The organism is Clostridium sp. LIBA-8553, from assembly GCF_057782465.1.
Genome location: NZ_CM173489.1, coordinates 2,152,389 through 2,177,349, shown reverse-complemented (window position 1 = coordinate 2,177,349; position 24,961 = coordinate 2,152,389). Strand labels below are relative to the sequence as shown.

The following is a 24,961-nucleotide window of genomic DNA, read 5'->3' as shown; positions in this document are numbered from 1 at the left end:
TCAATTTTTTATTTGTTAAGTAAGAATATTTAATGTAGTATATTATTATGCAAGGTATTATTAAAAAGTCTTAATAATATCTAAAGAGGTACTATAAAAGGGATTTAGTACTATGAAAGGATGATTTTATTGAAAAAATTAGTATTAGCAGAAAAGCCAAGCGTTGGTAGAGAAATTGCTAAGGTTTTAAAGTGCAATAATAATAAAGGTAGTTATATAGAGGGAAAAGATTATATCATAACTTGGGCTTTAGGGCATTTAGTTGAGTTACAATCACCAGAGGATTATGACAATAAATTTAAAACATGGTCTATGGAGACTCTTCCTATGCTTCCTAAAAATATGAAGCTTAAAGTTATAAAAAAAGCTACAAAGCAATTCTATGAAGTTAAAAAACAAATGGAAAGAAAAGATGTAGATGAAATTATAATTGCTACAGATGCAGGAAGAGAAGGAGAACTTGTAGCACGTTGGATAATAGAGAAGGCTCATGTTAAAAAGTCTATTAAGAGACTTTGGATATCTTCTCAAACTAATAAGGCTATATTGGATGGATTTAAAAATTTAAAGCCAGGAAATCAATATGATAATTTATATAGAGCTGCTCAATGTAGAGCAGAAGCAGATTGGTTAGTTGGCTTAAATGTAACTAGAGCTTTAACTTGTAAATATAATGCTCAACTTTCAGCTGGAAGGGTTCAATCACCTACTTTAGCAATGATAGTCCAAAGAGAAGAGGATATAAAGAACTTTAAACCTAAAGCTTTTAATACAATCTCTGTGGATACAGACAAGTGCTCTTTCACATGGGTTAATAAGGATAATAATTCAAGAATATTTAATGAAGAGTTTAAAGATAAAGTTGTAAATAAATTAAAGAGTGTTAATGGTAAGATAGTAAGTATAAACGAAGCTAGTAAAAAGAAATTTGCTCCTCAGTTGTATGATTTAACTGAACTTCAAAGAGACTGCAACAAGATATTCGGATATTCAGCTAAACAAACTTTAAATATAATGCAAAGATTATACGAAAATCATAAGCTTCTTACATACCCAAGAACAGATTCAAGATATATTTCAAAGGATATAATTTCTACAATTCCAGATAGATTAAAAGCTGTTGCTACAGGAGAATTTAGAACTATAGCTACAGAGCTTTTAAAAGGACAAATAAAGAGTAATAAAAGTTTTGTAGATGATAGCAAGGTTTCAGATCATCACGCTATAATTCCAACTGAAGAAAGAGGTAATTTAGCTAATTTAAGTTCTGATGAAAGAAGAGTATATGAGCTTGTAGTTAAAAGATTTTTAAGTGTTTTAATGCCTCCATTTGAATATATTCAAACGACTTTAACTGGGGAAGTTAATGGAGAGAAGCTGATTGCAAAGGGAAAAGTTGTTAAATCCAAAGGATGGAAGAAACTTTATGATAAAGAAATAGAAGAGGATGGAGAAGAAGAGATAAAAGAGCAAGAACTTCCTAAATTAAATAAGGGAGATGAATTTAAAGTTCTTAAGGTTAATGTTAAAAAAGGAGAAACTAAGCCACCAGCAAGATTTAATGAAGGTACTTTATTATCTGCTATGGAAAATCCTCAAAAGTATATCTCTATAGATAAATCTTCAGCCAAAACTTTAGGAGAAACAGGAGGTCTTGGAACTGTTGCAACAAGAGCTGATATTATAGAAAAATTATTTAATTCCTTTGTAATAGAGAAAAGAGGAAAAGAAATAGTTCCAACTTCTAAGGGAAAACAACTTATAGATTTAGTTCCAAAGGATTTAAAATCACCACTTTTAACAGCTAACTGGGAAGAGATGTTAGAGAGAATAAGCAAAGGAAAAGGCGATTCTAAAAAATTTATAAAGGATATAAGAAATTATACGGTTGCATTAATTGAGGATGTAAAACTTGGAGAAAATAAGTTCCATCATGATAATTTAACAGGAAAAAAATGTCCAGAGTGTGGTAAATATATGCTTGAGGTTAAAGGAAAGAACGGAACTATGAATGTATGTCAGGATAGAGCATGTGGGTATAGAGAAAATATTTCTAGAATAACCAATGCTAGATGTCCTGAGTGTAAGAAAAAGTTAGAGCTTAGAGGTCATGGAGAAGGTAAAATATATGTTTGTCCAGGAGCTAACTGTAATTTTAGAGAGAAAGAATCTCAGTTTAAGAAGAGATTTGATAAAAATAATAAAACTAATAAAAGAGAAATAAATAAAATAATGCAAAAAATGAAAAAGGAAGCAAATGAAGATATAAATAATCCTTTTGCTGATCTTTTAGGTGGACTTAAGTTTGATTAATTAAATTTTGTAGAGCTTAAATATGCTTTTTAGTATATTTAAGTTCTTATTTTTTTATAAAATAATATAAAATCTTATTTTGAATATACTATTTGTATAGAGAAAAATTTTTACGCTATTTTAAAAGTTTATATTGATAATTAATGAAAAATACATAATATAACATCATTCTGTAATAAAAAATTTACCACTTAAAAAGGAAGAATTTTGTATAATTAAATAGAATTAAGTTGTGTTTTGGAGGGAATATGAGTAAGAGGAGTTTTAGCAAAAGAAAAAATAAGGCTTTAAAAAGAAAATATATACGAAGAAGGATAGGAGTAGTTTTACTTGCTATAGTTGTTTTAGTATTTTTGGGGACAAGAATTGCTTTAAATGGAAAGACAGAAATAGTTAAGGGAAATACAGGAGATGAAAATAAAGAGGTAGAAATGGAAGAAGCTACAGTTCAACTTCCTGAATATAAAGCAACTGATATTGTTCCAGGTAGAAATGTTACTTTTGATGGTAAAAACTATGCTGTAAATGTACAAGATGTAAGTAAAATGGTAGATGGTTCTTATAAAGGAGATGAGAAGTATGTGTTTCTTACTTTTGATGATGGACCTAGCCCACTTACAGAACAGGTTTTAAATATCCTAAAAAGTGAGGATGTTAAGGGAACTTTCTTTGTTTTAGGAACAAGACTGGAGTCTGGACAAGCGACGAAAGAAACTTTAAAAAGAGCGATAAGTGAGGGGCATGCCATAGCTAATCATAGTTATAGTCATAATTTTAAGAGTCTTTACCCAGGAAATGCAACAGATGTTGATTATTTTATGGATGAGTTTAAAAGGACTAATGATTTAATGAGAGAAGTACTTGGAGTTGAGTTTGATACAAATGTTTTAAGGATGCCAGGTGGATATAATAGCAGAGTGTATTATAAAGATAGAAACTTGAATGAATTAAATAATAGTTTAGAAAAGAATAGAGTAGTAAATGTAGATTGGAATGCTTTAAATGGAGATGCTGAAGGAAAACCATATACAATAGATGAAATGATTGAATATGTCAAAAAAACTTCGAAAGGAAAAGATCAAGTTGTTTTACTTATGCATGATACTTTCGGGAAAGAAAAAACAGTAAAAGCATTGCCTGAAATAATAAAGTATTATAAAGATGAAGGATACGAATTCAAAACAATAAGTGATGCAAATATTTAATTATATATCTTAAATAGAAAAGCACTAGAAAAACTAGTGCTTTTTATTATTTACTCTCTAAATATTCATCATATGAGCAAACTTTATCAAATTTAATTCCTTCTGGAGTTAACTCTATGATTCTATTTGCTATAGTTTGAACGAATTGGTGGTCGTGACAAGCGAATAATAGTACACTCTTATAGTCAGCTAAACCGTTATTTACTGCTGTTATTGATTCAAGATCTAAGTGGTTAGTAGGTTGGTCTAATGTTAAAACGTTAGCTGAGCTAAGCATTAACTTAGAAAGCATACATCTAACTTTTTCTCCCCCTGATAATACAGAAGCTTGTTTTAGAGCCTCTTCACCTGAGAATAACATTCTTCCTAAGAATCCTCTTAAGTAAGATTCAGATTTTTCATCAGAGAATTGTCTAAGCCAATCAACTAGGCTTAATTCACAACCCTCAAAGAATTCAGTGTTGTCTTTAGGGAAGTATGCGCTTGAGATAGTTACACCCCATTTGTAATCTCCTGAATCTGGTTCCATTTCTCCGTTTATAATCTTGAATAAAGTTGTTATTGATCTTTCATTTCCAACGAAAGCAATCTTATCGTCTTTGTTAACTCTAAAACTTACGTTATCTAAAAGTTTAACTCCGTCAACTGTTTTTGATATTCCATTAACTTCTAATATATCATTTCCAACCTCTCTTTCAGGTTTAAATCCAACGAAAGGATATTTTCTGCTTGAAGGTTGAATATCATCTAAAGTTATTTTGTCTAATAACTTCTTACGAGAAGTAGCTTGCTTAGATTTAGAAGCGTTAGCACTGAATCTAGCAATGAAGTTTTGAAGTTCTTTAATCTTCTCTTCTTTTTTCTTGTTTTGGTCTTTAGCCATTTGAAGAGCAAGTTGACTTGATTCATACCAGAAATCATAGTTACCAACATATAATTTGATTTTTCCAAAGTCAACATCACATATTTGTGTACAAACCATGTTTAAGAAATGTCTATCATGGGATACAACTATAACTGTTCCTTCAAAGTTTCCTAAGAAGTTTTCAAGCCATGTAATAGCTTTTATATCTAAGTGGTTTGTAGGCTCGTCAAGGATAAGTACATCAGGTTTACCAAACAGTGCTTGGGCTAAAAGAACCTTAACTTTTTCATCACCTTTAAGATCACCAACAGTGTTGTAGTGAAGTTCAGTACCTATTCCTAACCCTTGAAGTAATGAAGAAGCTTCTGATTCTGCTTCCCATCCATCTAAATCTGCAAATTCTGCCTCAAGTTCAGCAGCTTTTATTCCGTCTTCATCAGAAAAATCAGGCTTTGCATATAAAGCATCTTTTTCTTCCATTATTTCAAATAATCTTGGATTTCCCATTATAACTGTTTTTAAAACTTCACAATCATCATATTGATAATGATCCTGTTTTAAAACAGAAACTCTAGTCTTAGCAGGGATTGAAACTTCTCCTGTATTAGGTTCTATTTCACCAGCTAATATTTTTAAAAATGTAGATTTACCAGCACCATTTGCGCCAATAACTCCGTAACAATTTCCAGGAGTAAACTTTAAGTTAACATCTTCAAAAAGTTTTCTTCCACCAAATCTTAAGCTTACATTATTTACTGTAATCATTAAGTTCTGTCCTTTCTTCTTCTAATTTTAATAATTTGTTAATGCACAAAAATAGTTTTATGTACATGGATACTTATTATAACATAAAATGCGACAAAAAAATATTGAATTATTATGAACGGTGTGCTATATTTTATATAAACTTTTAATTTAGACCTGAGAGTCTAGAAAAGGGAGGAGAAATAACATGGCAGAAGCTGAGAAAAATAAAGAGGTAGAACTACTAGAAGTCATAGGAGTAGAGGATAAAGTACCTCTAAAAAAAGCAATTCCTTTAAGTGTCCAACATTTATTTGCAATGTTTGGATCATCAGTCTTAGTACCAATTCTTTTAAATATTGATCCTGCAACGGTCTTATTCTTCAATGGAATAGGAACCTTAATATATGCATTCATAACAAAAAGAAAGATTCCAGCATACTTAGGATCAAGTTTTGCATTTATATCACCAGTATTACTTTTAATGGGACAAGGATATTCCTTCAATGAAGTACAAAGTGGGTTTGTAGTTTCAGGTTTATTGTTTGCTACTATAGCTATTATTGTAGGCTTTGTAGGAACTGGTTGGATTAGAAAGTTATTTCCACCAGCAGCTATGGGGGCTATAGTAACAATAATAGGGTTGGAGTTAGCTCCAACAGCTGCAGATATGGCTGGTTTTCCAGTAGGTTTGTCTAATTCACCAACCTTAAATCCAACATGGGTATTAGTTTCAATGATTACAATAATAACTGTAATTTTATCTTCAGTATTGTTAAGAGGTTTCTTAAAGGTAATACCTATATTAATAGGTATAGTTACTGGATACGTAGCTAGTTGCTTCTTAGGTTTAGTAGATTTTACACCAGTAAGAGAGGCAAGTCTTTTTGTACTACCTCAAATACATATAGCTAAACCGAGCTTAAATGCAATATTAACAATTTTACCAGCAACATTTGTAGTAGTTGCAGAGCATGTTGGTCATTTAGTAGTAACAAGTAGTATAGTTGGAAAAGATTTATCTAAAGATCCTGGTCTTAATAAATCTCTTTTAGGAGATGGAATATCAACTATGATATCTGGATTTTTTGGATCAGTACCTACAACAACTTATGGTGAGAATATTGGAGTTATGGCATTAACAAAGGTTTATAGTTCTTATGTAATATGTGGTGCAGGAGCACTTTCTGTAATCTTAGGATTTTCAGGAACTTTATCAGCTCTTATAAGAAGCATACCAACACCAGTAATAGGAGGAGTAAGTTTACTTCTATTTGGTACTATAGCTACATCAGGATTAAGAACATTTATAGAAGAGAAAGTTGATTACTCAAAATCAAGAAACTTAATATTAACATCAGTAGTAATGATAGTTGGATTAAGTAATATAGCAGTAAGATTTGGTGCAATAGAAATTAAAGGAATGGGATTAGCAACAATAGTTGCTATGATTTTAAGCTTATCATTTATGTTATTTGATAAATTAGGTTTAATGAATGAAAAAGAATAGTTAAACAGAAAAGCTAAATTCTATTAATAAATTGGAATAAAGGATAAAAATTAAAGTTTTTTATTAATCCTTTGGTTTAGGTTTTTAATAGAATTTAGCTTATTTTTTGCCAAAAAAACCTTTAAAATAAATTTAGTGAATTGTCTGAATTTTAAATTAATAGCATAAAACTATGCATTATTTAGAGATACAAGAAGTATAATAGAGCATTTATAGAGTTGAACAGGGTTTTAAGAGAATATATCTAAGAATTTATAGAAATAGTACGAATATGAGTAAAATAGGCCATTTGATTAATTATTACAAATGGGTTACAATAAGTAATGTATTTTACTTAAAAAGTGTAAAATCCCTTCTGACATACAGAAAAGCGTATAACTTTCGCATGGAAGCGTAAAACTTTTACTTGCCAGAAGGAGGAGATAATATGGTAAATATTAAAAAGTTGTTTTCAAAGGAAAATAGAAATAAAACTTTAGCAGTTGGGCTGACGGGGTTGGTCTTAGCTGGAGGAATAGTAGTATTTTCAATGAGAAAAACTCTTAACGTAGTAGTTAATGGAGAGAAAACGGAGATTGTTACCTACCAAGGTACAGTACAAGGGGCTTTACACGATAATGGAATAACAGTAGCACCTCAAGACAAAGTAATACCTTCATTAGAAAGTAAAATATCAAAAAATGAGACAATCACTGTAAATAAGGCTGTTAATGTAAAAGTAAAAACAGCAGAGGGCGAAAAAGAGATTGTCAGTGCGGAAGATAATGTAGAGGATATGTTAAAATCAGAAGGAATATCTTTTGATGATAATGATAAGATACTACCAAGTAGAGATGAGAGTCTAAAAGATGGAATGAATGTTGAAGTGGTAAATGTTGATGTAAAGAAAGTTACAGAAGTTCATCCTATAGAATTTACAACAGAAGTTAAAAAAGATGAATCTAAGCCACAAACATATACAGAAGTATTAAGTAATGGACAAAATGGTGAGAAAGAAGTAACTCGCGAACTTGTTTATGAGAATGGAAAAGAAATAAGTAATAACGTTGTACAGGAATTAGTTGTTAAAGAACCTGTAAATAAAGAAGTTGTAAAAGGTACGCAAGAGGCTCAAACCCTAAGTAGAGGGGGAGAAAGTATAAACTTTAAGAAAAAGATAAGTGTTACCTCTACAGCTTATACTCATCCAGCAGGCTCAGCAGAGGCATATACAGCATCAGGAATGCATGTTCTTAGAGACCCAAATGGGTATAGTACAATTGCTGTGGATCCTAATGTTATACCTTTAGGAACAAAGCTATATGTAGAGGGATATGGATATGCTATTGCGGCTGATACAGGTGGTGCTATAAAAGGAAATAAGGTAGACCTTTTCTTCAATACAGAGGCAGAGGCATCTAACTGGGGCGTTAGAAACTTAGACGTTTATATATTAAATTAACTACGATAAAAGGACAGGCTTTTTAGCCTGTCTTTTTGTTTTGACTAAAAATATTTTTAAAAGTAGTATTTTCTAAAAATAAAAGCTTTATATCTATTAAGAATATAAGCTATTTTTATTGAAATAGAATTTATGATAAAATGGAATTATATAGAATAATATAAGTCCATTTTTTGTTATTGCATAATAACTTTAATGTATAATGTAAATTTTTAATATGAGGAGTGAATTAAGATGATGACTTGTAATGTTAGTTTGCAAATAATACCATCGGTAAAAGAAGAAAGACTTTATGAAGTTGTTGATAGGGTTATTGAATATATAGAGTCAACTGGTGTTAAATATGAGGTTGGACCTATGGAAACAACTATGGAAGGAAATATTGATGAACTATTAGAAATAGTAAAGAAATCTCAAGATATATGCCTTAAAGAAGGGGCAGGAAGAATTATATCCATAGTAAAAATAGATTATAAGAAAGATGGAGTTACTATGGAAGAAAAAGTTGGGAAATACAGATAAAATAACATAAATTAAAGAAAATTTTAGAATATTGGAACTGAAATTACTATTTGAAAATATTTATATAATGAGAAGAAAATATTTTTCAGGAGGTAATTTCTTATGAAAATAGCAGTAAGAGGTGGACATAATTTTCAAGCAAAGGGTGCAAGTGGAATAATAGATGAAACAACTGAGAATAGAAAGGTTTATAAGGCTTTAATTAAATATTTAGATAAAATAGGTCATAATGTTATTGATGTAACTCCAGGAGATTGTGATGTTAACACAGATTTATATTTAGGAGTACAAAAAGCAGAAGATAATGATGTAGATTTATTTATATCCATACACTTTGATAAGGCTTATAATATTTATGAAGGTGCATTGGGAACAGGTACTTGGATTTATGGTACTGGAGGAAAAGCAGAAGAATACGCAAAAAAAATAGTTGATAAAGTTTCTAGTGAAACTGGATTTAAGAATAGAGGTGTTAGAGTTAATTCTAAGCTATATGAATTAAGGAAAACATCAATGCCAGCAGTTATAGTAGAAGTTTGTTTTTGTGAAGCAACTGAAGATGTTAGAATATATAAAGAAAAAGGACCAGATTTTATAGGAAATTTAATTGCAGAAGCAATAGATGGAAATAGTATAAGTAGTGATAATGGATCTGATTCAGAAAATAATGGTGGGGAGACTCCGCCTTCTATAAATGACTCTTCAAAAGATAAGTTTTTAAAAATAACTAATGCAAAAGCAATGGTTGCTTTAGATCCAAGGGACAATCCAAGTAGTAATTATAGAGATTTAGGAGAAATATTTGCTGGAGAGAGAATTAGGATTTTGCCTGAAGTATGCGATAAAAAAGACTATTTACCAGTGACTTATTGGAAAGATTTTAATGGGGTAGAATCTTCAAGGGTGTGGGTTAGTGCTAATCAAAAATATTTGAGAATAGATACTAATGCAACGGCTATAAATATAGTGACAGAATTAGATGCTAGATATAATCCATCACAAACATCAAGTAGGATGGGATATGTTAAAAATAATGAAAGACTTTATGTTCATAAAATAGAAAATGAGTATGCTTTGGCAACTTATTTAGCTAGTGAAGGATATAAGACTGCATGGTTTACTGCAAAGTATATTAAAATGGATTAATGTTAATAAGACCTGGTTTTTCTAGGTCTTGTTTAGTTTTATTAAATATTTAAAAAATGACTTAGAATTTCCACCAATGTATAGAAAAATATGATAAAATTACGAGTGTACAATAAGGTAAAAGGAGATTATTAGACATGTTTACTATTGCATTATGTGAAGATAATTCCTTGCAAAGAGAAGAACTAAAAAATAATTTAAGTAAAGTTTTAGATGAAATAGGTATTGATTATAAAATAATAGCTTTTGAAAGTGGAGAAGATTTATTAAAATCATATCCAGAAAAGTTGGACATACTTTTTTTAGATATTCAAATGGGAAAATTAACTGGAATGGAAACAGCTAGAAAAGTTAGGGAATATGACGATAAGGTTGAGATTATATTTATAACAGCTTTATGGGATTATGTTCAAAAAGGATATGAAGTAAGGGCTTTCAGGTATTTGATAAAACCAGTTAAGCTTATAGAATTAAAAGAGCAAGTAACTGCTTGTGTAGAGAGTATTATTAAAAAAAGAGATACATATATAACAATAAAAGATAAGGGAAGTATGCTTAAGCTTAGGATTGAAGACATATTGTTTCTTGAAACCTTTGATAGAAAGGTGATTATACATACTAACTCCCAGGAATATATAGTAAAGACTAGTATGAACAAATTAGAAAAAGAACTAAAAAATATTGGCTTTTTTAGATGTCATACAAGCTATATTGTTAATTTATCAAAAATAGAGGAGCTTCAAAAAGACTCTCTTATAATAAATGAATTTAATCTACCTGTAAGTAAGCATAGAATGAAGAACTTAAAGCTGAGATTAACTAGTATTTTAGGAGACTTAATATGCTGATGAACAATATAACTTGGGATTTGATGGAGATTGTTTCTATACTTATAGAGTGGTTAAGTTTTTATATTCTTATAAGTCAATTTAGTGAAAAAAAGAGAAGTACTAAATATGGAATTTTCTCATTTATAATAATAATAATTTTTTCTATTGGTTTGAAATTTATAAATGTATATCCTAATGAGCGGATAATAATATGCTTTTTTTTAGGTCTAGTATTTTATAAGAGAAATTTTAAGGTTAACAATATAAAATGTATTATGGTTTCTTTAATATTTTGGTTGTTTATGCTTACAGTAGAGGCTTTGTCTATATCCTTTGTGGTTAAGATAAATGATTTAAGTAGTGTTTCTGAACTTTTAAACAGAAATTTTTATAGACTTGAAACAATGATATTATCTAAGGTTATTTTGATATCTTTAATTATTATTGTTAAGTATTTAAAGCTTCATGTGGATATTGGTAAAGGCGATTTTTTATATATGCTTACACCTATAGCAACCAATATAATAATGATATTAGTTATTTTTGGATATGCCTTTAGTGGTGGAAATGAGAATTTAGGAGATGATATTTCTATATTTTTTATTGCCATACTGATTTTGTTATCTAATATGTCTTTAATGTTTATTGTTAGCAAAATAATTAAAAATAATAAGTTAAAGTTAGAAAATAAATTTATAAAAAATAAATTGGAAATGGAATATGAATATTATTCTAATTTGAGAGATAATCAAGAAAAGGTAAAGAGGCTTTATCATGATATGAAAAATCATATTTCTTGTATTGAAGGAAATAATAAGGATTCAGAAATTAGAAAAAAATACATAGATAGCATTAAATTAGAAATTGATAAGCTTAATATTGGATTTAATACAGGAAATGAAGTTTTAGATGTAATATTAAATAATAAAAAAGATGCTTGTATTAAAAATAATATTGACCTGAAAGTTTTTATAGATTTTTCAAAGGCTAATTTTATTGAGTACTTCGATATATGTACTATTTTTTCAAATTGTATTGATAATGCTATAGAAGCTTGTAAGAAAATAAAAGATTATGAAAGAAGATATATATATATATTAAAGGAACATATGTAAATAATTTTTATGTTGTTAAGATTGAAAATTCAAAGACTAATAAAGTTAAAGTATTAAATGGGGCATTTTTAACAGATAAGAGAGATAAATTTTTGCATGGAATAGGACTTAAGAATATAAGATTAGCCTTAGAAAAATATGATGGAGAAATAAGCATTGAATCTTTAGAGAATAAATTCATTTTGAAAATGCTTATTCCCTTAAATAGAGAAAAAGAAGCTTAGACATAAAAAATCTATGCTTCTTTTTTTATATTTATATATTTGGTGACTATGTCTTAATTATATTATATTTCGGCTAATTTTAGAAGGGGATATTATACATAAAAGAACTATTTAAATTAAGAAAAAATACAATAAAGATTAAAAATATGTTAATATTATAAAAAATATATAAAAAACTTTTGGAGGGAAAATGTTTAAAAAAATATTAGCAATAATAAGTACAATTACAGTTTTAAGCTTTGTAGGGTGTGGAGCACAAAAAAGCAATACAAGTGTGAAAACTACTCAAGTTCAGGGAAATGGTATAAGTGTTACATATTTGAATGTTGGACAAGGGGATAGTGAATTAATTCAGGTTAATGGAAAAAATATGCTTATAGATGCAGGAACAAATGCAGGAGCTCAAGACTTAGTTAAGGATTTAAAAAATAGAGGAATAAAGACTATTGATATAGCTATAGCAACTCATCCACATGAGGACCATATAGGGGGAATGGATGAGGTTTTAGAAAATTTTGATGTTAAATCTTTTTATGCTCCTAAGGTGGCACATACAACAAAAACTTATGAAAATATGTTGAAAGCAGTGAAAAATGAAGGATTAAAAATAAAACAAATAAAAGAAGGAACTGATATAGATTTAGGAAAGAATACAAAGGTGGAGGTTTATTCTCCTATAAAAACAAATTACGAAGAGTTAAATGACTACTCGCCAATAATGAAGATATCTTATGGTAATAATTCATTTATGTTTACAGGCGATGCAGAAACTCCTGTAGAGCAAGAAGTTTTAAATGAGCATAAAAATCTAAAAGCAGATGTACTTAAATTAGGGCATCATGGATCTCATTCTTCAACTAGTGAACCATTTTTAAAAGCTGTTGATCCAAGTATTGCTATAGTTTCTTGCGGAAAGGACAATAAATATGGTCATCCACATAAGGAAACCATGAGCAATCTTAAAAAAGCAGGAGTTACAGTTTATGAAACTTTTAGAGATGGAGATATAACAATTACATCTAATGGAGAAAAACTTGATGTGAAATTACATAGTGAGAGCGCTAAATAGTTATTAAATGATGTGTTGATTTTTTTTTGTATATATTATATAATGACTTAGAAAATAAGATATAGACAGTTCGGAAGCCTCCTGTCTTTAAACAAAACTACGGTGTTTTAAGTATAATTATGTAAATTTTTTATGTAATATTTATTTGCATGCTTTAAACCGTAGAAATTTTTTCTGCGGTTTTAATTTTTATTGTTTAAAAATGATTTAAATTTATTTCTTAGTTTTATTAAAGAAGTAATTTTTTATGTGCAAATTATTGATTCTCCTTAAGGCATCTTAGTTACATTGGACTTCAAAATATGTTCTTAGGAGGAATTATGAAAGATAATGATATAAAGAGAATAGTTACATCAGCACTTATTGCCGCATTATATGCAACTCTAACAATAGCATTAGCTCCAATAGGTTATTTAGGAGTTCAATTTAGAGTATCTGAGGTGATGGTACTTTTAGCTTTTTATAAGTCAGATTATATAATTGGATTAACTTTAGGATGTTTTATAGCTAATATATTAGGTCCTAACGGTACCGTTGATGTGGTTTTAGGAACCTTTGCAACATTTATAAGTGTATGGGCTATATATTTGACTGGAAAGTATATAAAGGGTAAAAAATCTATATGGATAGCATCAATTTGGCCAACGATATTTAATGGGCTTATAATTGGATGGATGCTTAATTATGTTTATGGATTACCATTAGTTTTATCAATGGGGCAAGTTGCTTTGGGAGAATTTGTTATAATAACAATTATAGGAGTTCCTTTATTTAACTTTATAAACAAAAAATACTTTGGCAAATTGAATATGATAACAAGATAGTTTTTAGCTATATAAAAACAAATTGGTTGTATCATTTTAAGTTTTGATACTTACTATTTTAAGAAGTTTTTATATAGCTTTTAATTTTTTATAGTTGGTTCATTTTTAATTAACTATTATTTTATAAAGACAAAAAGAAATAAAATTGTTATAATAACAAAAGAGTTTTATATTGTGAGGTGATTTAAATGAGTGGTGTAGCAGGAGAAGGATGCGAGATTTTAGTACCATTTAATGAGAGAAGACCTTTAGCTGAGATAGAGAGAAGTTTAGTTAAAACATATAGAAAACAAGTTTGGTCAAAATTTATAAAAGCTATAAAGGATTATAAATTAGTAGAAGAAGGAGATAAAATAGCAATTGCCATTTCTGGAGGAAAGGATTCTTTAATAATGGCAAAACTATTTCAAGAGCTTAAGAAGCATGGGCAAATAAATTTTGAACTTGTTTTTTTAGCAATGGACCCAGGATATCATCCTCAAATTAGAGAGTTACTTGAGGATAATTGCAAATATTTAGATATACCAGTACATATTTATGATTCAGGAATATTCCAAGTTGTAGACAAAATAGCTAAGGATTATCCATGTTATATGTGTGCAAGAATGAGAAGGGGATCATTATATGGTAAGGCAAAGGAGCTTGGATGTAATAAGTTAGCCTTAGGACATCACTTTAATGATGTTATAGAAACAACAATGCTTAATGTTTTATATGCAGGCAACTTTAAGACAATGCTTCCAAAACTTAAAGCTGCAAATTTTGATGGAATAGAGCTTATAAGACCATTATATTATATAGAAGAAAAATATATAAAAAGATGGATTCAAAGAGCTGGAATATGGCCATTAAACTGTGCATGTATGGTTGCTGCTAAGAAGATTGGTAATAAGCGTTTTGAAATTAAGGATATGATAGAAGAGTTTAAGGAAAAGTTTGATGGTGTAGATAAATCAATATTCAGAGCTGCACAAAATGTAAGTGTTGATTCTATTTTAGGATGGGATATTGATGGAGAACATTATTCTTATCTAGACTTTTATGATGAAGATTCATTATTAAATTCAACAGCGGAATTAAAACAAAAGGGCTTAGTAAATGAAGCTGTAGCATATGAAAGACAAAATATAGCTAGAAATCTTATTGGACTATTAGATGATGAAGTTATTGCAGAAAAAACAGGACTTTCTTTAAAAGAAATAAAAAGCATGCAAATAGAAAATTAGAGAAAAAGCGTATTAAGGATTAATCCTTAATACGCTTTTATTTTTATAATGCTTTTAAGAACTAATTAAAATTTTTATAATAATAATATATGTTATAATATTCTATATTAACCTGTTAATATTAATTAAGGAAAGAATGGTGAATATTTTATGACTATGCAAGATGTTTTATATTATATACATACATATGGTTTAATAGTATTATTTTTAGTAGTTGTAGGAGAATATTGCATACCAGGAATACCAACAGGTATAGTAATGCCAGCAGCTGGAATAGTTGCAGGACAAGCTCATAAGGGATTAATTGAAGTAATGCTTATATCATTAATTGCAGGTGTTGTTGGAAGTATAATATTGTATTTAGTAGGATATTTTTTAGGCACAACATTATTAGAAAAACTTAAAATAAAACATCCTAAAATAGAAAGTGGAATTGAAAAAACACAGCATGTTATGGAAGAACACAGTTTTGTTGGGATCTTCATATGTAGATTAATACCAATTGTTAGGACCTATGTATCATTAATATGTGGAACAGTAAAAGTTAATTTCTTGAAATTTATGATTTTTTCTATTCCAGGTATATTCTGTTGGAATTTTAGCGGAATAGTAGTTGGATATTTATTTGGAGGAAAGATAGTTATTTAGATTAAAACATTATTAATACAAGTATTAAAATATATTGAATTTAATCTATTTTTAAGGGGAAAATATTATATTAAGGGAGTTTGTGAAAGGAGAATAAGAAAGATTTATGAGTCTTGATGTTGTTTTGAATTATTTTGCAACATATGGTTTAACCTTGTTATTTGTAATAGTATTTTTAGAATATTTAAATTTACCAGGATTACCGGCAGGGATAATAATGCCGGCGGCTGGGATTATAGCAACTAGGAATAATGAAAGCTTATCTTTAATAGTTTTTATTTCAGTAGTTGCTGGAGTACTTGGAAGTATAGTATTATATGCTTTAGGATATTATGGGGGAGCACTTTTGCTAGATAAAATAGCTAAAAAGTATCCCAAAACACAGCCCACTATAGATAAAACTAGATTAATTTTAAAAGAAAGAGGAAGTTTTGGAATTTTTCTATGTAGATTAATTCCAGTACTTAGAACTATAGTATCCATAATAGCTGGTTCTGTAAGAATGAGTTTTGGAAAATTTTTAATATACTCTGCTCCAGGTATATTTCTTTGGAATTTAGGATTTATTTTTGCAGGATATTTCTTTGGAGATATATTATTTAAATAAAAGAATAGAAAATAAAGGTTAAAAAGTACAGAATGCACTTTTAAAGTGGACATTCTGTACTTTTGTTTTACATAAGAAAAAAATTAGCTAAAGTGGAATTGGGATTTTCTTTTAAAACTTGTTTTGCAAGATTAGAGCATATTTCATAAGTTAATAGAGGCTTTTCTAAAGTTCCAAATAATAATAGCCATTCCATATATCTAATTGAATTTTCTAATTCAAATGCTTTTTTGCCATGATAAAAAGCTAATTCTTCGTAGTATAATGGGGTCATTACTATGAATAAATAATAAGAAATAAGATAATTACAATAAGCTAACTCCTCCTTTTTTGAAGAATCAGTAGAAAGAAGTTTATTGTAAAGATAAAAATAGAAGTTATTTTGAGTGTAAAAATCTTCTGTCTTTAATAATATTAAGTGTTCTTCAGTTATATCAAAAATATTAGATTTATTTAAATCTAAATTTAGTAAGTCATTTAATGTTTCCATAATACTAAGCTCCCTAGTTTATATTTATAACTATACCATACTACATAAAAAATCTTATGTAAACAATTGAATTTTTATGTTGTTAAAAATAATTTGTTGTAATATATTGGTATAGAGGGCTTGGGAAATAGGAGGAGTATATGGTTTTAATTTATTTTTTTGTGGCTTTATTATCAACTATTGCTGGTTCTATGGCTGGATTAGGTGGAGGAGTAATAATAAAACCTGTTTTAGATTTTTTAGGAGATTACAACATAGCAACTATTAGTGTATTATCTTCCTTTACAGTTTTTTCTATGGCTATAGTTTCCATAATAAGACAAATATTTTATAAGAGTAAAATAGATATAAAAAATACTGGAGCTTTAGCAATAGGCTCAGTATTGGGAGGATTATTAGGCCAACAGGTGTTAACATTAATATTAAAGGTGATTGAAGGTAGAATTGTTTCTTTAGTACAAAGTGGAATTTTAGCTTTGCTTCTTATCTTTGTTTATGTTTATATGAATCATAAGGAAAAATTTAAGAGTTATAAGATTAATAGTTTTATCTTAAGTATTTTAATTGGGATATTTTTGGGACTGATAGCAGCTTTTTTAGGTATTGGAGGAGGGCCTATAAATGTTGCTTTTCTAACGATATTTTTTTCAATGGAAGCTAAGAATGCAGCTAGAGATTCAATTATAATAATTTTATTTTCTCAAGGTTCTAAACTTTTAACTATTGCTTGTGGAACAGGATTTTCAGTATATGATTTATCTATGCTAGGTTATATGGTTTTAGGTGGTATTTTAGGTGGGTTTATAGGTGCTAAATTTAATAAAATATTTAATAATGAAGTTATTCTGAAAGTTTTTAATACAGTGGTAATTATGATTATAGGATTAAATATATATAATTTTATAATTACAATTTAAAAAACTTTATGGTTTGATACTCAGATGGAATATATATGTTAATAAAATGTGATATAATAGGTGAAAAAGAATATATTCTCAACAAAGTGAAGGTGATAAAAGTATGGGAAGAACTAGCATAAGTTATGGAGCTAAAGATATTTTATATAAGCTTATGGGACAACTTTATAAAGGAAGACCATTAGAAGCATTGGGAGTTAATGATATGCCCCAAATAATGGACAGGCTACCTAGAAACTTTTTTGAAAATGATGTTTTAGAGGGGGGACCTAATGAAATATTTATTTTAGAAGATGGTTCAATTTTACTGTTTGGATATGAAGATGAAAAGAATATAGATGAAAATATGTTTATATATTTAGAGGTAGCTGTTAAGGTAATAAAGAGATATTATAAACATAGAGGAAAATTTCCAAAGGTCAGAATGGCTATAATATACAATTCAAGTGTTAAAGAAGCTAGAAATACTTTAAGTTTTGGTGATATACTTATTTGTTCAGAAAGCGTATTTATGTCTGAGTTAGTTGCAGAGAAAGCTTTAGTTGAATTAAAGGAAAAAGTGCTAGAAGGAAATTTAACTCAAGCTGATAAAATAAAGTTTACAATGATACCACTTATGAAAAGTGAGCATGATGACAGTAATATTTTAAGGGATTGTGTGCAGCTAGCAAAATCAATAAAATCTGAAAGAGATGAAGCTATTATATTAAATGGATTAATTGAATCTACAGATAAATTTATTAGTGAAGATAAAGCTAGAGAACTTAAGGAGTTGTTAGAAATGACTAAAATTGAAAGATTATATAATGAAGAGAGAGATTTAGCCGTTAAAAATGCGAGAAAAGAAGAACAATTAAGAATAGCAAAAAATCTTGCTGGAATATTATCACCTGAGTTAATATCAGAAAAATTAGGTGTTACTTTAGAAGAAATTTATGAACTTCAAAATGCTGAGGGCTAAATATTACAGAATATTTTATTGTTAATTAAAAGATAAAAGAGACTTTGGATAAAAAGAGTTTTTGTTTTAGTAATAAAAATTATTTTTACCCAAAGTTTTTTATATTTATAAAGTATTTCTTTAAAATATAAAAATTATCAAACAAATTCTTAGAATGTATATTAAGATAATAGTAAATAATTCTATTATATGGAGGTAGTCAATATGAGTAAATTTGATAATGGTATGTTTAAAACCTGGCAACATATATTGAATGTTGAGGATAAAAATAAAGAAAATAAGAGAGAGCTTTTTATAAGAGAAGATGAAAGACATAAAATAGCCAATAGATTATTCGAATTAGGAATTGAAAAGGAAATAATATTTAAGGCTACTGGAATAGATTTAAAATAATAAAAATATTGATTTAATTGAATTATCATAATTAAATATGCTTTTATAAAAGTTAATTAAAATAGAAAATTCATAATAAATAGTATCTTGAAATCCTAATTATTATAAAGAAAATATTCATAAAAATGAAAAATATGCTATAATTAAAAGCATTATAAAGTTAAGGAGAGGAGTAATGAAAAATGGAGCTTTCAGTTTATGTTAAGGGGAGAAGAGATCCTTTTGTTTATAGTGGAGATAGAGTAGATGTTTTAGATTTTGAGATGAATGGAATAAAATATAAACAAATAAGATATTTTAGAAAGGGATTTTCTAAATCAGAACTTATAGAGACTGAATTAATAAAGAGAATTCAAGAGAAAAAATAGAGTTGCTTTGTTATGAATAAAATGAGCCTTTACTCATAAAATAAAATTAGTTTAATATGAGGAGGTGAAATTTATGGCAAAACGAAATCAACAATCTTCTTGGAATTCAAAAAGGTTTGAAACACCTAAAAAAAATAACGAGGAACCAGTGCCAGAAATTCAAGGTAAAGAAAAAAATAAATAAATATTGAAAAAATAATGAATAAGTGGCAAAATAAAACATAGAAAATTTTATTACATGGAGGCATAGGGGTGAAAAAGATAAGTAAAATTTTATCATTAATTCTAATGGTCACATTTTCAGTGTTTTTATTTGCAGGATGTAACACTTCAAAAGAAGAAGCTAAAGCACCTGCAGAAAAAACATCTGTAGAAATAGTTGTACCAGATGGATTACCAGCTATAAGTATAGTTAAAATGATAAAAGAAAAACCAGAAATGAGTAAGAACTTAAACATAAATTATTCAATTGTAAAAGGATCAGATGCTTTAGTATCTAAGGTTTTAAAAGAGGAAGGAGACATTTGTATAGTTCCTTCAAATGTAGCAGCTATTGCATATAACAAAGGAATAGGCTATAAACTTGCAGGGACTGTAGGATTTGGTTCATTATATGTAATCAGTAGTGATGATTCAGTTAAAAACTTAGAGGATCTTAAAGGAAAAGATGTTTATAATGTTGGTCAAGGATTAACTCCTGATTTAATATTTAAAATAATTCTTCAAAATAATGGAATAAATCCTGAAAAAGATTTAACGTTAAGTTATGTAAATGCAGCTTCAGAATTAGCACCTTTATTTATAGAAGGAAAAGCTAAATATGCAGTTGTTCCAGAGCCGATGTTAACTCAAATAATGACAAAAAAACCAGATACTAAAATAGTTGCATCTTTAAATGATCAGTGGAAAGAGATTAGTGATTCTCAAATGGGATATCCTCAATCTAGTGTTATAGTTAAAGAAGATTTAGTAAATAATCATTTTGATGATGTTCAAAAGATACTTAAAGAAATAGATGAGAGTACTAAATGGGCAAACGAAAATAAAGAAGAAGCTGGTTCTTTTGCAGAAGAAGTAGGAATAACAGGTAAGAAAGAAATAATAGCTAAATCATTAGAAAGAGCTAATTTAAATTATGTAAGTTCTGTTGATAATGAAAGTATTTATATTGGATATTATGACAAGATTTACAGCTTAGAGCCTAAAGCTATAGGAGGTAAAAAGGTAAATGAAGAAATTTTCTTACAAAAATAAGAAATTAATATTTTTATCTTCAATTATACTTTTTATTATATGGCAATCAGCTAGTATGATTATAGGGAGTGAGGTAATATTACCTTCTCCCTATTTAACATTTAAGGGAGTAATTGAAGTAATAAAATCAAATGATTTTTTTAAAATAATTATAAGCACCCTAGGAAGAACATTTATAAGTTTTATATTAGCTTTGGTTATAGCAATATGTTTAGGAGTTCTCAGTGCATTTAATAAATATATATATAATTTTATGATTCCTATAATTAATATAATGAGATCCTTACCAACTATAGGATTTATAATATTAGCATTAATTTGGTTAAGTCAGGGAAGTGCACCTATACTAGTTGGCTTTGTAATGAGTTTTCCAATATTTTATGATGCAATAATAGGTTCTATATTAAATATAGATAAAAAGATATTGGAAATGGCAAATGTTTATGGAGTTGGTAAAATTAATTTAGTAACTAACATTTATTTACCAAGTATAAGTTTTGCTATATGCAGAATTATGGTATCTACATTTTCTTTGACTATGAAATTAGTTATTGGAGGAGAAGTTATTGGACAACCTAAATATGGTATAGGAACTGCCCTTTTTGTTGAAAAGAATTATTTGAATACTAACATGGTTTTTGCATGGATAATACTGGTGATAATTATAGGAATAATTTTTTCTTTAATACAAAAAACTATTAATATTAGGGTTTTTAGGTGGATGAGGTAAAATGGATATTAAATTAATAAACATAGAGAAAAGTTTCAATAATAAAAAATTATATAATAAGTTTTCAGTGATTTTTGAAGAGGGAAAGGTTAATTGTATTTTAGGAAAGTCTGGTTGCGGTAAAAGCACTCTGCTAAATATTATAACTGGCCTTGAAGAATTACAATCAGGTAAAATAATAGGAGTTCCATCAAAAATCGCCTATGTGTTTCAAGAAGATAGGCTTATTGAGTGGAATAGTATATATAAAAATATGGAACTACCTCTTTTAAAACTTTATAAAAAAGATCAGAGAAAAGAAAAAATAAAAAGAATGCTAAAGGAAATAGAACTAGAGGATTACATAGATAGTTTTCCAAAGGAATTAAGTGGAGGGATGAGACAAAGGGCAAATATAGCGAGAGCTTTTCTTTGTGAAGAGAATCTTCTTTTAATGGATGAACCTTTTAAATCTCTAGATGAAAATAGCAAGAAAAATATTATAAAAATTTTCAAAAGGATTCATTTAGAAAAAAATAATACGGTTATAATGGTTACTCATGATATAAAGGAAGCTTTAGATTTTGCAGATAATATATTTGTTCTAGGCAATAACCCAGTGAATTTAATGGCACATTTTAAAAATGTAAGAAAAGTAGAAAACGGTATTATAGAAGAAAAAATTCTATGTATTTTAAAAGAAAAATAATAGAGGAGGGGGCACATTGAGCAAAAAATTAGATTTACTAAATGATAAAGAAAGTACACTGTTAAGAAGGTATATGATACCTTCAGTAGCTGGAATGTTAGGTCTTTCTGTATGCATATTATTTGATACTATGTTTATAGGTCATAAACTTGGGGAGCTAGGTTTAGCAGCATTAAATATAGCTTTACCTACATATAATTTATATAATGCCATAGGATTAGCTATTGGAGTTGGGGGAGCAACAGCATTATCAATAGCTATGGGACAAAAGAAATTTCATAAGGTTAATAGAATATTTACTTCAGCTGTATTTGCAGCTATTATATTTTGCATAATAATAAATTTATTAGAATTTTTCTTTTTAGATAATATAGTCTATATGTTAGGAGCATCAGAGGCTACTTTTTCTCTAACTAAGGATTATTTAAAAGTTATTTTAACTTTTAACTCAGCTTACATTTTTGCATCAGCTTTTATTGTTTTTGTAAGAAATGATAGAGAGCCAAAACTAGCTATGTATGCTGTAATAGCATCTAATATAACAAATATAATTTTAGATTATGTCTTTATTTATATTTTCAATTGGGGAATGTTTGGGGCAGCTTTAGCTACTTCAATAGGTCAGGTAGTTGCTTTAATTGTGTTATCAATACACTTTATAAAAAAGAAAAATACCATGCATTTAGAAATTGGAGGAATTAACTTAGAGCATATGGGAAAAGTGCTCAAAAATGGAGCACCTAGTTTCTTAAATGAAATATCAGCTGGATTTGTTATATTTATTTTTAATATTGCAATATATAAATTTGAAGGAGATTTAGGTGTATCAGCCTATGGAATAATCACAAACCTTGTTTTAATATTTACTGCTATATTTAATGGAGTTTCTCAAGGAGTTCAGCCTTTAATAAGTGTAAACTTTGGTGCTCAAAAAGAGGAACGTGTTAAAGAGTTTTTAAGATTAACAAGAAGAATAGTATTAATCTTAGGAGTGATATTCTTGGGAATGGGATTACTATTACCAGATCAAATGATAGGTATATTTACAAGTGATACAGGTAAATTACTAAGCATAACTAGACAAGGGATTTACTTATACTTTATAGCATTCTTATTTAATGGTAGTAATATAGTAAACGTAGCCTATTTACAAGCCGTTGAAAAAGCAAAGGAATCCTCTTTGTTATCTAGTTTAAGAGGATTAATATTTATTATAATCTTTATTATTATATTACCTAGAATACTAGGAGTTTACGGTGTCTGGTTAACAATACCAAGTGCAGAATTAACAACACTTATAATATTTTTACTATTCCAGATTAAGAATAAAAGAAAAAATGTTTAAAACAATAAAAACCGTTGATTATCAACGGTTTTTACTGTAAATGCAAAGAAATAAATACAGTATAGTAAGAGTTATAGTGATTTTGTAAACAGGAGGTTAAGTTCTTATAAGTGAGGTATTGACTTATAATTAACCTAATAATATAGTATGCTAATTTATTAAAATGTGACAATAAATTAAATAAAAAATTGTAGAACTCAAATAAGTTGTATATAATAATATTAAAGCATTTTTTAAAGGAGAGATTTTTATAATGGACATTGGAAACTATAAAGAGATGGATCCGTATATGTTACTTAGTATTATAAATTTAAAATTAAGAGATTATTACAGTAATTTAGATAGTATGTGCGATGACTTAGCAGTTGACAAGGAAGTTATTGGACAAAGGCTAAAGGAATGTGGATACATATATAATAGTGAAAGTAATCAGTTTGTTGCTGAATAATATAATTTATGTTTTTTTAAATAGGGAGGATTAATTAAATGAACTTAAGAAAAGAACCATACTTATTGGTGTTTGGAGCTTCTGTAGTAGATGTATTTGGATTTAGTAAGGCAAGTTATAGAGCATATAACTCAACACCAGGTCATGTAAAGATATCTTTTGGAGGGGTTTGCAGAAATATTGCTGAAAATATGGCAAGAGTAGGAGTAAATACTAACTTTATGTCAATATTAGGTAATGATGAACATGGAAAGAGCATATTGGAGCATTCAAAAAAAATAGGATACTACATGGATGATTCTATGGTAATTGAGGGTGGAAGTACCCCAACTTATTTAGCTATTTTAGATGAAAATGGTGAAATGGTTTCTGCTATTGCAGATATGAAAAGTATAGGAGCTATGAATACTGATTTTATAGATTCTAAAAGAGAAATATTTGAAAATGCAGAATATACAGTTTTAGATTCTGATAATCCAGAGATAATGGAATACTTATTAAAGAACTTTAAGGATAAAACTAATTTTATATTAGATCCAGTATCAGCTGAAAAGGCAAGCTGGATAAAACACCTTATAAAGGATTTCCATACAATAAAGCCAAATAGACATGAAGCTGAAATATTAGCAGGCTTCCCTATAACAGATACAGAGGATTTAATAAAGGCAAGTAATTATTTCTTAGGTTTAGGAATTAAAAAAGTATTTATAAGCTTAGATGCTGATGGTATATTTTATAATGATGGTGTATGTTGTGGTAAGATAAAAGCAACAGAAGTTGAAGTTAAAAATGTTACAGGGGCTGGAGATTCATTTGTAGCTGGATTAGGTTATGGATATATGAATGATTTATCTATAGAAGATACAGTTAAATTTGCTATAACAATGTCTAATATAACAATATCTCATGAGGAAACTATTCATCCAGACATGTCTTTAGATAATGTTTTAACTAAGTTAGAAAAGACAGAATGGAAAGAAGAAAAATACGATTTAAATAAGTAGAGTGAATAATAAATTTTAAACTTGACAATAGTCTTAATTATAAACATACATAAATATATAAATGTGGTGAGGTG

The 24,961-nt window shown here is 28.2% G+C and carries 25 protein-coding genes and 1 pseudogene; 24 read left to right on the top strand and 2 right to left on the bottom strand.

The features are described from left to right. Positions 1-129: 129 nt before the first annotated feature. Together AC2JAQ_RS09645 and AC2JAQ_RS09640 are read left to right on the top strand one after the other, a co-directional pair. Positions 130-2,313 carry a DNA topoisomerase III gene (locus tag AC2JAQ_RS09645; protein ID WP_488456258.1) on the top strand — a complete coding sequence of 728 codons (2,184 nt, stop codon included), beginning with the start codon at positions 130-132 and terminating at the stop codon, positions 2,311-2,313. Positions 2,314-2,561: 248 nt separating this feature from the next. Then, positions 2,562-3,518 (top strand): polysaccharide deacetylase family protein, encoded by a 957-nt coding sequence (locus tag AC2JAQ_RS09640; protein WP_488456257.1) that lies wholly within the window; start codon positions 2,562-2,564, stop codon positions 3,516-3,518. Between the two features lie 46 nt (positions 3,519-3,564). Here the strand turns inward: AC2JAQ_RS09640 and AC2JAQ_RS09635 are convergent, their stop codons facing one another. Beyond that, positions 3,565-5,148 (bottom strand): ABC-F family ATP-binding cassette domain-containing protein, encoded by a 1,584-nt coding sequence (locus tag AC2JAQ_RS09635; RefSeq protein WP_488456256.1) that lies wholly within the window; start codon positions 5,146-5,148, stop codon positions 3,565-3,567. A gap of 187 nt (positions 5,149-5,335) precedes the next feature. On the opposite strand from AC2JAQ_RS09635, the gene uraA reads away from it, so the two are divergent. From uraA to AC2JAQ_RS09575, 12 genes and pseudogenes are all read left to right on the top strand, one after another. Then, complete coding sequence (gene uraA, locus AC2JAQ_RS09630; RefSeq protein WP_488456255.1) at positions 5,336-6,637, top strand: uracil permease; 1,302 nt, start codon at positions 5,336-5,338, stop codon at positions 6,635-6,637. Positions 6,638-7,064: 427 nt separating this feature from the next. Further along, the gene (locus tag AC2JAQ_RS09625; protein ID WP_488456254.1) at positions 7,065-8,078 is read left to right on the top strand and encodes a resuscitation-promoting factor; all 1,014 of its coding nucleotides are present in this window, start codon (positions 7,065-7,067) and stop codon (positions 8,076-8,078) included. Between the two features lie 234 nt (positions 8,079-8,312). After that, positions 8,313-8,600 carry a thiamine-binding protein gene (locus AC2JAQ_RS09620; RefSeq protein ID WP_488456253.1) on the top strand — a complete coding sequence of 96 codons (288 nt, stop codon included), beginning with the start codon at positions 8,313-8,315 and terminating at the stop codon, positions 8,598-8,600. Between the two features lie 102 nt (positions 8,601-8,702). Beyond that, positions 8,703-9,746, top strand: a complete 1,044-nt coding sequence (locus tag AC2JAQ_RS09615; RefSeq protein WP_488456252.1) for an N-acetylmuramoyl-L-alanine amidase — start codon at positions 8,703-8,705, stop codon at positions 9,744-9,746. A 137-nt stretch (positions 9,747-9,883) separates the two neighbouring features. Continuing rightward, a complete protein-coding gene (locus tag AC2JAQ_RS09610; protein ID WP_488456251.1) occupies positions 9,884-10,594 on the top strand; it encodes a LytR/AlgR family response regulator transcription factor in 711 nt (236 codons plus the stop codon). After that, positions 10,588-11,691 carry a GHKL domain-containing protein gene (locus tag AC2JAQ_RS09605; RefSeq protein ID WP_488456250.1) on the top strand — a complete coding sequence of 368 codons (1,104 nt, stop codon included), beginning with the start codon at positions 10,588-10,590 and terminating at the stop codon, positions 11,689-11,691. The genes AC2JAQ_RS09610 and AC2JAQ_RS09605 overlap by 7 nt, the downstream gene beginning before the upstream one ends. Next, positions 11,661-11,915, top strand: a complete 255-nt coding sequence (locus AC2JAQ_RS09600) for a GHKL domain-containing protein (RefSeq protein WP_488458796.1) — start codon at positions 11,661-11,663, stop codon at positions 11,913-11,915. The genes AC2JAQ_RS09605 and AC2JAQ_RS09600 overlap by 31 nt, the downstream gene beginning before the upstream one ends. Before the next feature lie 190 nt (positions 11,916-12,105). Beyond that, positions 12,106-12,984 carry a ComEC/Rec2 family competence protein gene (locus tag AC2JAQ_RS09595; RefSeq protein ID WP_488456249.1) on the top strand — a complete coding sequence of 293 codons (879 nt, stop codon included), beginning with the start codon at positions 12,106-12,108 and terminating at the stop codon, positions 12,982-12,984. A gap of 320 nt (positions 12,985-13,304) precedes the next feature. Beyond that, positions 13,305-13,808 (top strand): QueT transporter family protein, encoded by a 504-nt coding sequence (locus AC2JAQ_RS09590; RefSeq protein WP_488456248.1) that lies wholly within the window; start codon positions 13,305-13,307, stop codon positions 13,806-13,808. A 188-nt stretch (positions 13,809-13,996) separates the two neighbouring features. Further along, positions 13,997-14,860 (top strand): annotated as a pseudogene (locus AC2JAQ_RS09585) (tRNA 2-thiocytidine biosynthesis TtcA family protein); the annotation flags it as partial. A gap of 324 nt (positions 14,861-15,184) precedes the next feature. Next, on the top strand, positions 15,185-15,682 hold the full coding sequence (locus AC2JAQ_RS09580; RefSeq protein WP_488456247.1) for a DedA family protein: 498 nt from the start codon (positions 15,185-15,187) through the stop codon (positions 15,680-15,682). 106 nt (positions 15,683-15,788) lie between these two features. Further along, a complete protein-coding gene (locus tag AC2JAQ_RS09575; RefSeq protein ID WP_488456246.1) occupies positions 15,789-16,289 on the top strand; it encodes a DedA family protein in 501 nt (166 codons plus the stop codon). Positions 16,290-16,356: 67 nt separating this feature from the next. Here AC2JAQ_RS09575 and AC2JAQ_RS09570 read toward each other — a convergent pair whose 3' ends face one another. Continuing rightward, positions 16,357-16,779: a hypothetical protein gene (locus tag AC2JAQ_RS09570; protein WP_488456245.1), complete on the bottom strand. Its 423-nt coding sequence runs from the start codon at positions 16,777-16,779 to the stop codon at positions 16,357-16,359. A 140-nt stretch (positions 16,780-16,919) separates the two neighbouring features. On the opposite strand from AC2JAQ_RS09570, the gene AC2JAQ_RS09565 reads away from it, so the two are divergent. The 10 genes from AC2JAQ_RS09565 (at position 16,920) to AC2JAQ_RS09520 (ending at position 24,887) form a co-directional block, all read left to right on the top strand. Then, complete coding sequence (locus AC2JAQ_RS09565) at positions 16,920-17,696, top strand: sulfite exporter TauE/SafE family protein (protein WP_488456244.1); 777 nt, start codon at positions 16,920-16,922, stop codon at positions 17,694-17,696. A gap of 103 nt (positions 17,697-17,799) precedes the next feature. Continuing rightward, positions 17,800-18,657 (top strand): hypothetical protein, encoded by an 858-nt coding sequence (locus tag AC2JAQ_RS09560; RefSeq protein WP_488456243.1) that lies wholly within the window; start codon positions 17,800-17,802, stop codon positions 18,655-18,657. 204 nt (positions 18,658-18,861) lie between these two features. Then, complete coding sequence (locus AC2JAQ_RS09555; RefSeq protein ID WP_488456242.1) at positions 18,862-19,050, top strand: hypothetical protein; 189 nt, start codon at positions 18,862-18,864, stop codon at positions 19,048-19,050. Between the two features lie 182 nt (positions 19,051-19,232). Further along, positions 19,233-19,418, top strand: a complete 186-nt coding sequence (locus tag AC2JAQ_RS09550) for a hypothetical protein (protein ID WP_488456241.1) — start codon at positions 19,233-19,235, stop codon at positions 19,416-19,418. A gap of 252 nt (positions 19,419-19,670) precedes the next feature. After that, positions 19,671-20,672: an ABC transporter substrate-binding protein gene (locus AC2JAQ_RS09545; RefSeq protein ID WP_488456240.1), complete on the top strand. Its 1,002-nt coding sequence runs from the start codon at positions 19,671-19,673 to the stop codon at positions 20,670-20,672. Next, positions 20,647-21,402, top strand: coding sequence for an ABC transporter permease (locus tag AC2JAQ_RS09540; RefSeq protein WP_488456239.1), 756 nt, complete (start codon positions 20,647-20,649; stop codon positions 21,400-21,402). The genes AC2JAQ_RS09545 and AC2JAQ_RS09540 overlap by 26 nt, the downstream gene beginning before the upstream one ends. 1 nt (position 21,403) lies before the next feature. Then, positions 21,404-22,090: an ABC transporter ATP-binding protein gene (locus AC2JAQ_RS09535; protein WP_488456238.1), complete on the top strand. Its 687-nt coding sequence runs from the start codon at positions 21,404-21,406 to the stop codon at positions 22,088-22,090. A gap of 16 nt (positions 22,091-22,106) precedes the next feature. Continuing rightward, complete coding sequence (locus AC2JAQ_RS09530) at positions 22,107-23,435, top strand: MATE family efflux transporter (protein ID WP_488456237.1); 1,329 nt, start codon at positions 22,107-22,109, stop codon at positions 23,433-23,435. A 253-nt stretch (positions 23,436-23,688) separates the two neighbouring features. Further along, positions 23,689-23,883: a DUF4250 domain-containing protein gene (locus tag AC2JAQ_RS09525; RefSeq protein WP_488456236.1), complete on the top strand. Its 195-nt coding sequence runs from the start codon at positions 23,689-23,691 to the stop codon at positions 23,881-23,883. A 38-nt stretch (positions 23,884-23,921) separates the two neighbouring features. Then, positions 23,922-24,887, top strand: coding sequence for a carbohydrate kinase family protein (locus AC2JAQ_RS09520; RefSeq protein ID WP_488456235.1), 966 nt, complete (start codon positions 23,922-23,924; stop codon positions 24,885-24,887). Positions 24,888-24,961 lie beyond the last annotated feature (74 nt).

Excerpts from the sequence above, each read along its gene's own strand:
- AC2JAQ_RS09580 (WP_488456247.1), top strand. The coding sequence starts at position 15,185 with ATGACTATGCAAGATGTTTTATATTATATACATACATATGGTTTAATA.
- AC2JAQ_RS09555 (WP_488456242.1), top strand. The coding sequence starts at position 18,862 with ATGAGTAAATTTGATAATGGTATGTTTAAAACCTGGCAACATATATTG.
- AC2JAQ_RS09535 (WP_488456238.1), top strand. The coding sequence starts at position 21,404 with ATGGATATTAAATTAATAAACATAGAGAAAAGTTTCAATAATAAAAAA.
- AC2JAQ_RS09565 (WP_488456244.1), top strand. The coding sequence starts at position 16,920 with ATGGTTTTAATTTATTTTTTTGTGGCTTTATTATCAACTATTGCTGGT.
- AC2JAQ_RS09590 (WP_488456248.1), top strand. The coding sequence starts at position 13,305 with ATGAAAGATAATGATATAAAGAGAATAGTTACATCAGCACTTATTGCC.
- AC2JAQ_RS09575 (WP_488456246.1), top strand. The coding sequence starts at position 15,789 with ATGAGTCTTGATGTTGTTTTGAATTATTTTGCAACATATGGTTTAACC.
- AC2JAQ_RS09550 (WP_488456241.1), top strand. The coding sequence starts at position 19,233 with ATGGAGCTTTCAGTTTATGTTAAGGGGAGAAGAGATCCTTTTGTTTAT.
- AC2JAQ_RS09605 (WP_488456250.1), top strand. The coding sequence starts at position 10,588 with ATGCTGATGAACAATATAACTTGGGATTTGATGGAGATTGTTTCTATA.
- AC2JAQ_RS09610 (WP_488456251.1), top strand. The coding sequence starts at position 9,884 with ATGTTTACTATTGCATTATGTGAAGATAATTCCTTGCAAAGAGAAGAA.
- uraA (WP_488456255.1), top strand. The coding sequence starts at position 5,336 with ATGGCAGAAGCTGAGAAAAATAAAGAGGTAGAACTACTAGAAGTCATA.
- AC2JAQ_RS09520 (WP_488456235.1), top strand. The coding sequence starts at position 23,922 with ATGAACTTAAGAAAAGAACCATACTTATTGGTGTTTGGAGCTTCTGTA.
- AC2JAQ_RS09525 (WP_488456236.1), top strand. The coding sequence starts at position 23,689 with ATGGACATTGGAAACTATAAAGAGATGGATCCGTATATGTTACTTAGT.
- AC2JAQ_RS09635 (WP_488456256.1), bottom strand. The coding sequence starts at position 5,148 with ATGATTACAGTAAATAATGTAAGCTTAAGATTTGGTGGAAGAAAACTT.
- AC2JAQ_RS09620 (WP_488456253.1), top strand. The coding sequence starts at position 8,313 with ATGATGACTTGTAATGTTAGTTTGCAAATAATACCATCGGTAAAAGAA.
- AC2JAQ_RS09540 (WP_488456239.1), top strand. The coding sequence starts at position 20,647 with ATGAAGAAATTTTCTTACAAAAATAAGAAATTAATATTTTTATCTTCA.
- AC2JAQ_RS09560 (WP_488456243.1), top strand. The coding sequence starts at position 17,800 with ATGGGAAGAACTAGCATAAGTTATGGAGCTAAAGATATTTTATATAAG.
- AC2JAQ_RS09625 (WP_488456254.1), top strand. The coding sequence starts at position 7,065 with ATGGTAAATATTAAAAAGTTGTTTTCAAAGGAAAATAGAAATAAAACT.
- AC2JAQ_RS09615 (WP_488456252.1), top strand. The coding sequence starts at position 8,703 with ATGAAAATAGCAGTAAGAGGTGGACATAATTTTCAAGCAAAGGGTGCA.
- AC2JAQ_RS09595 (WP_488456249.1), top strand. The coding sequence starts at position 12,106 with ATGTTTAAAAAAATATTAGCAATAATAAGTACAATTACAGTTTTAAGC.
- AC2JAQ_RS09570 (WP_488456245.1), bottom strand. The coding sequence starts at position 16,779 with ATGGAAACATTAAATGACTTACTAAATTTAGATTTAAATAAATCTAAT.
- AC2JAQ_RS09640 (WP_488456257.1), top strand. The coding sequence starts at position 2,562 with ATGAGTAAGAGGAGTTTTAGCAAAAGAAAAAATAAGGCTTTAAAAAGA.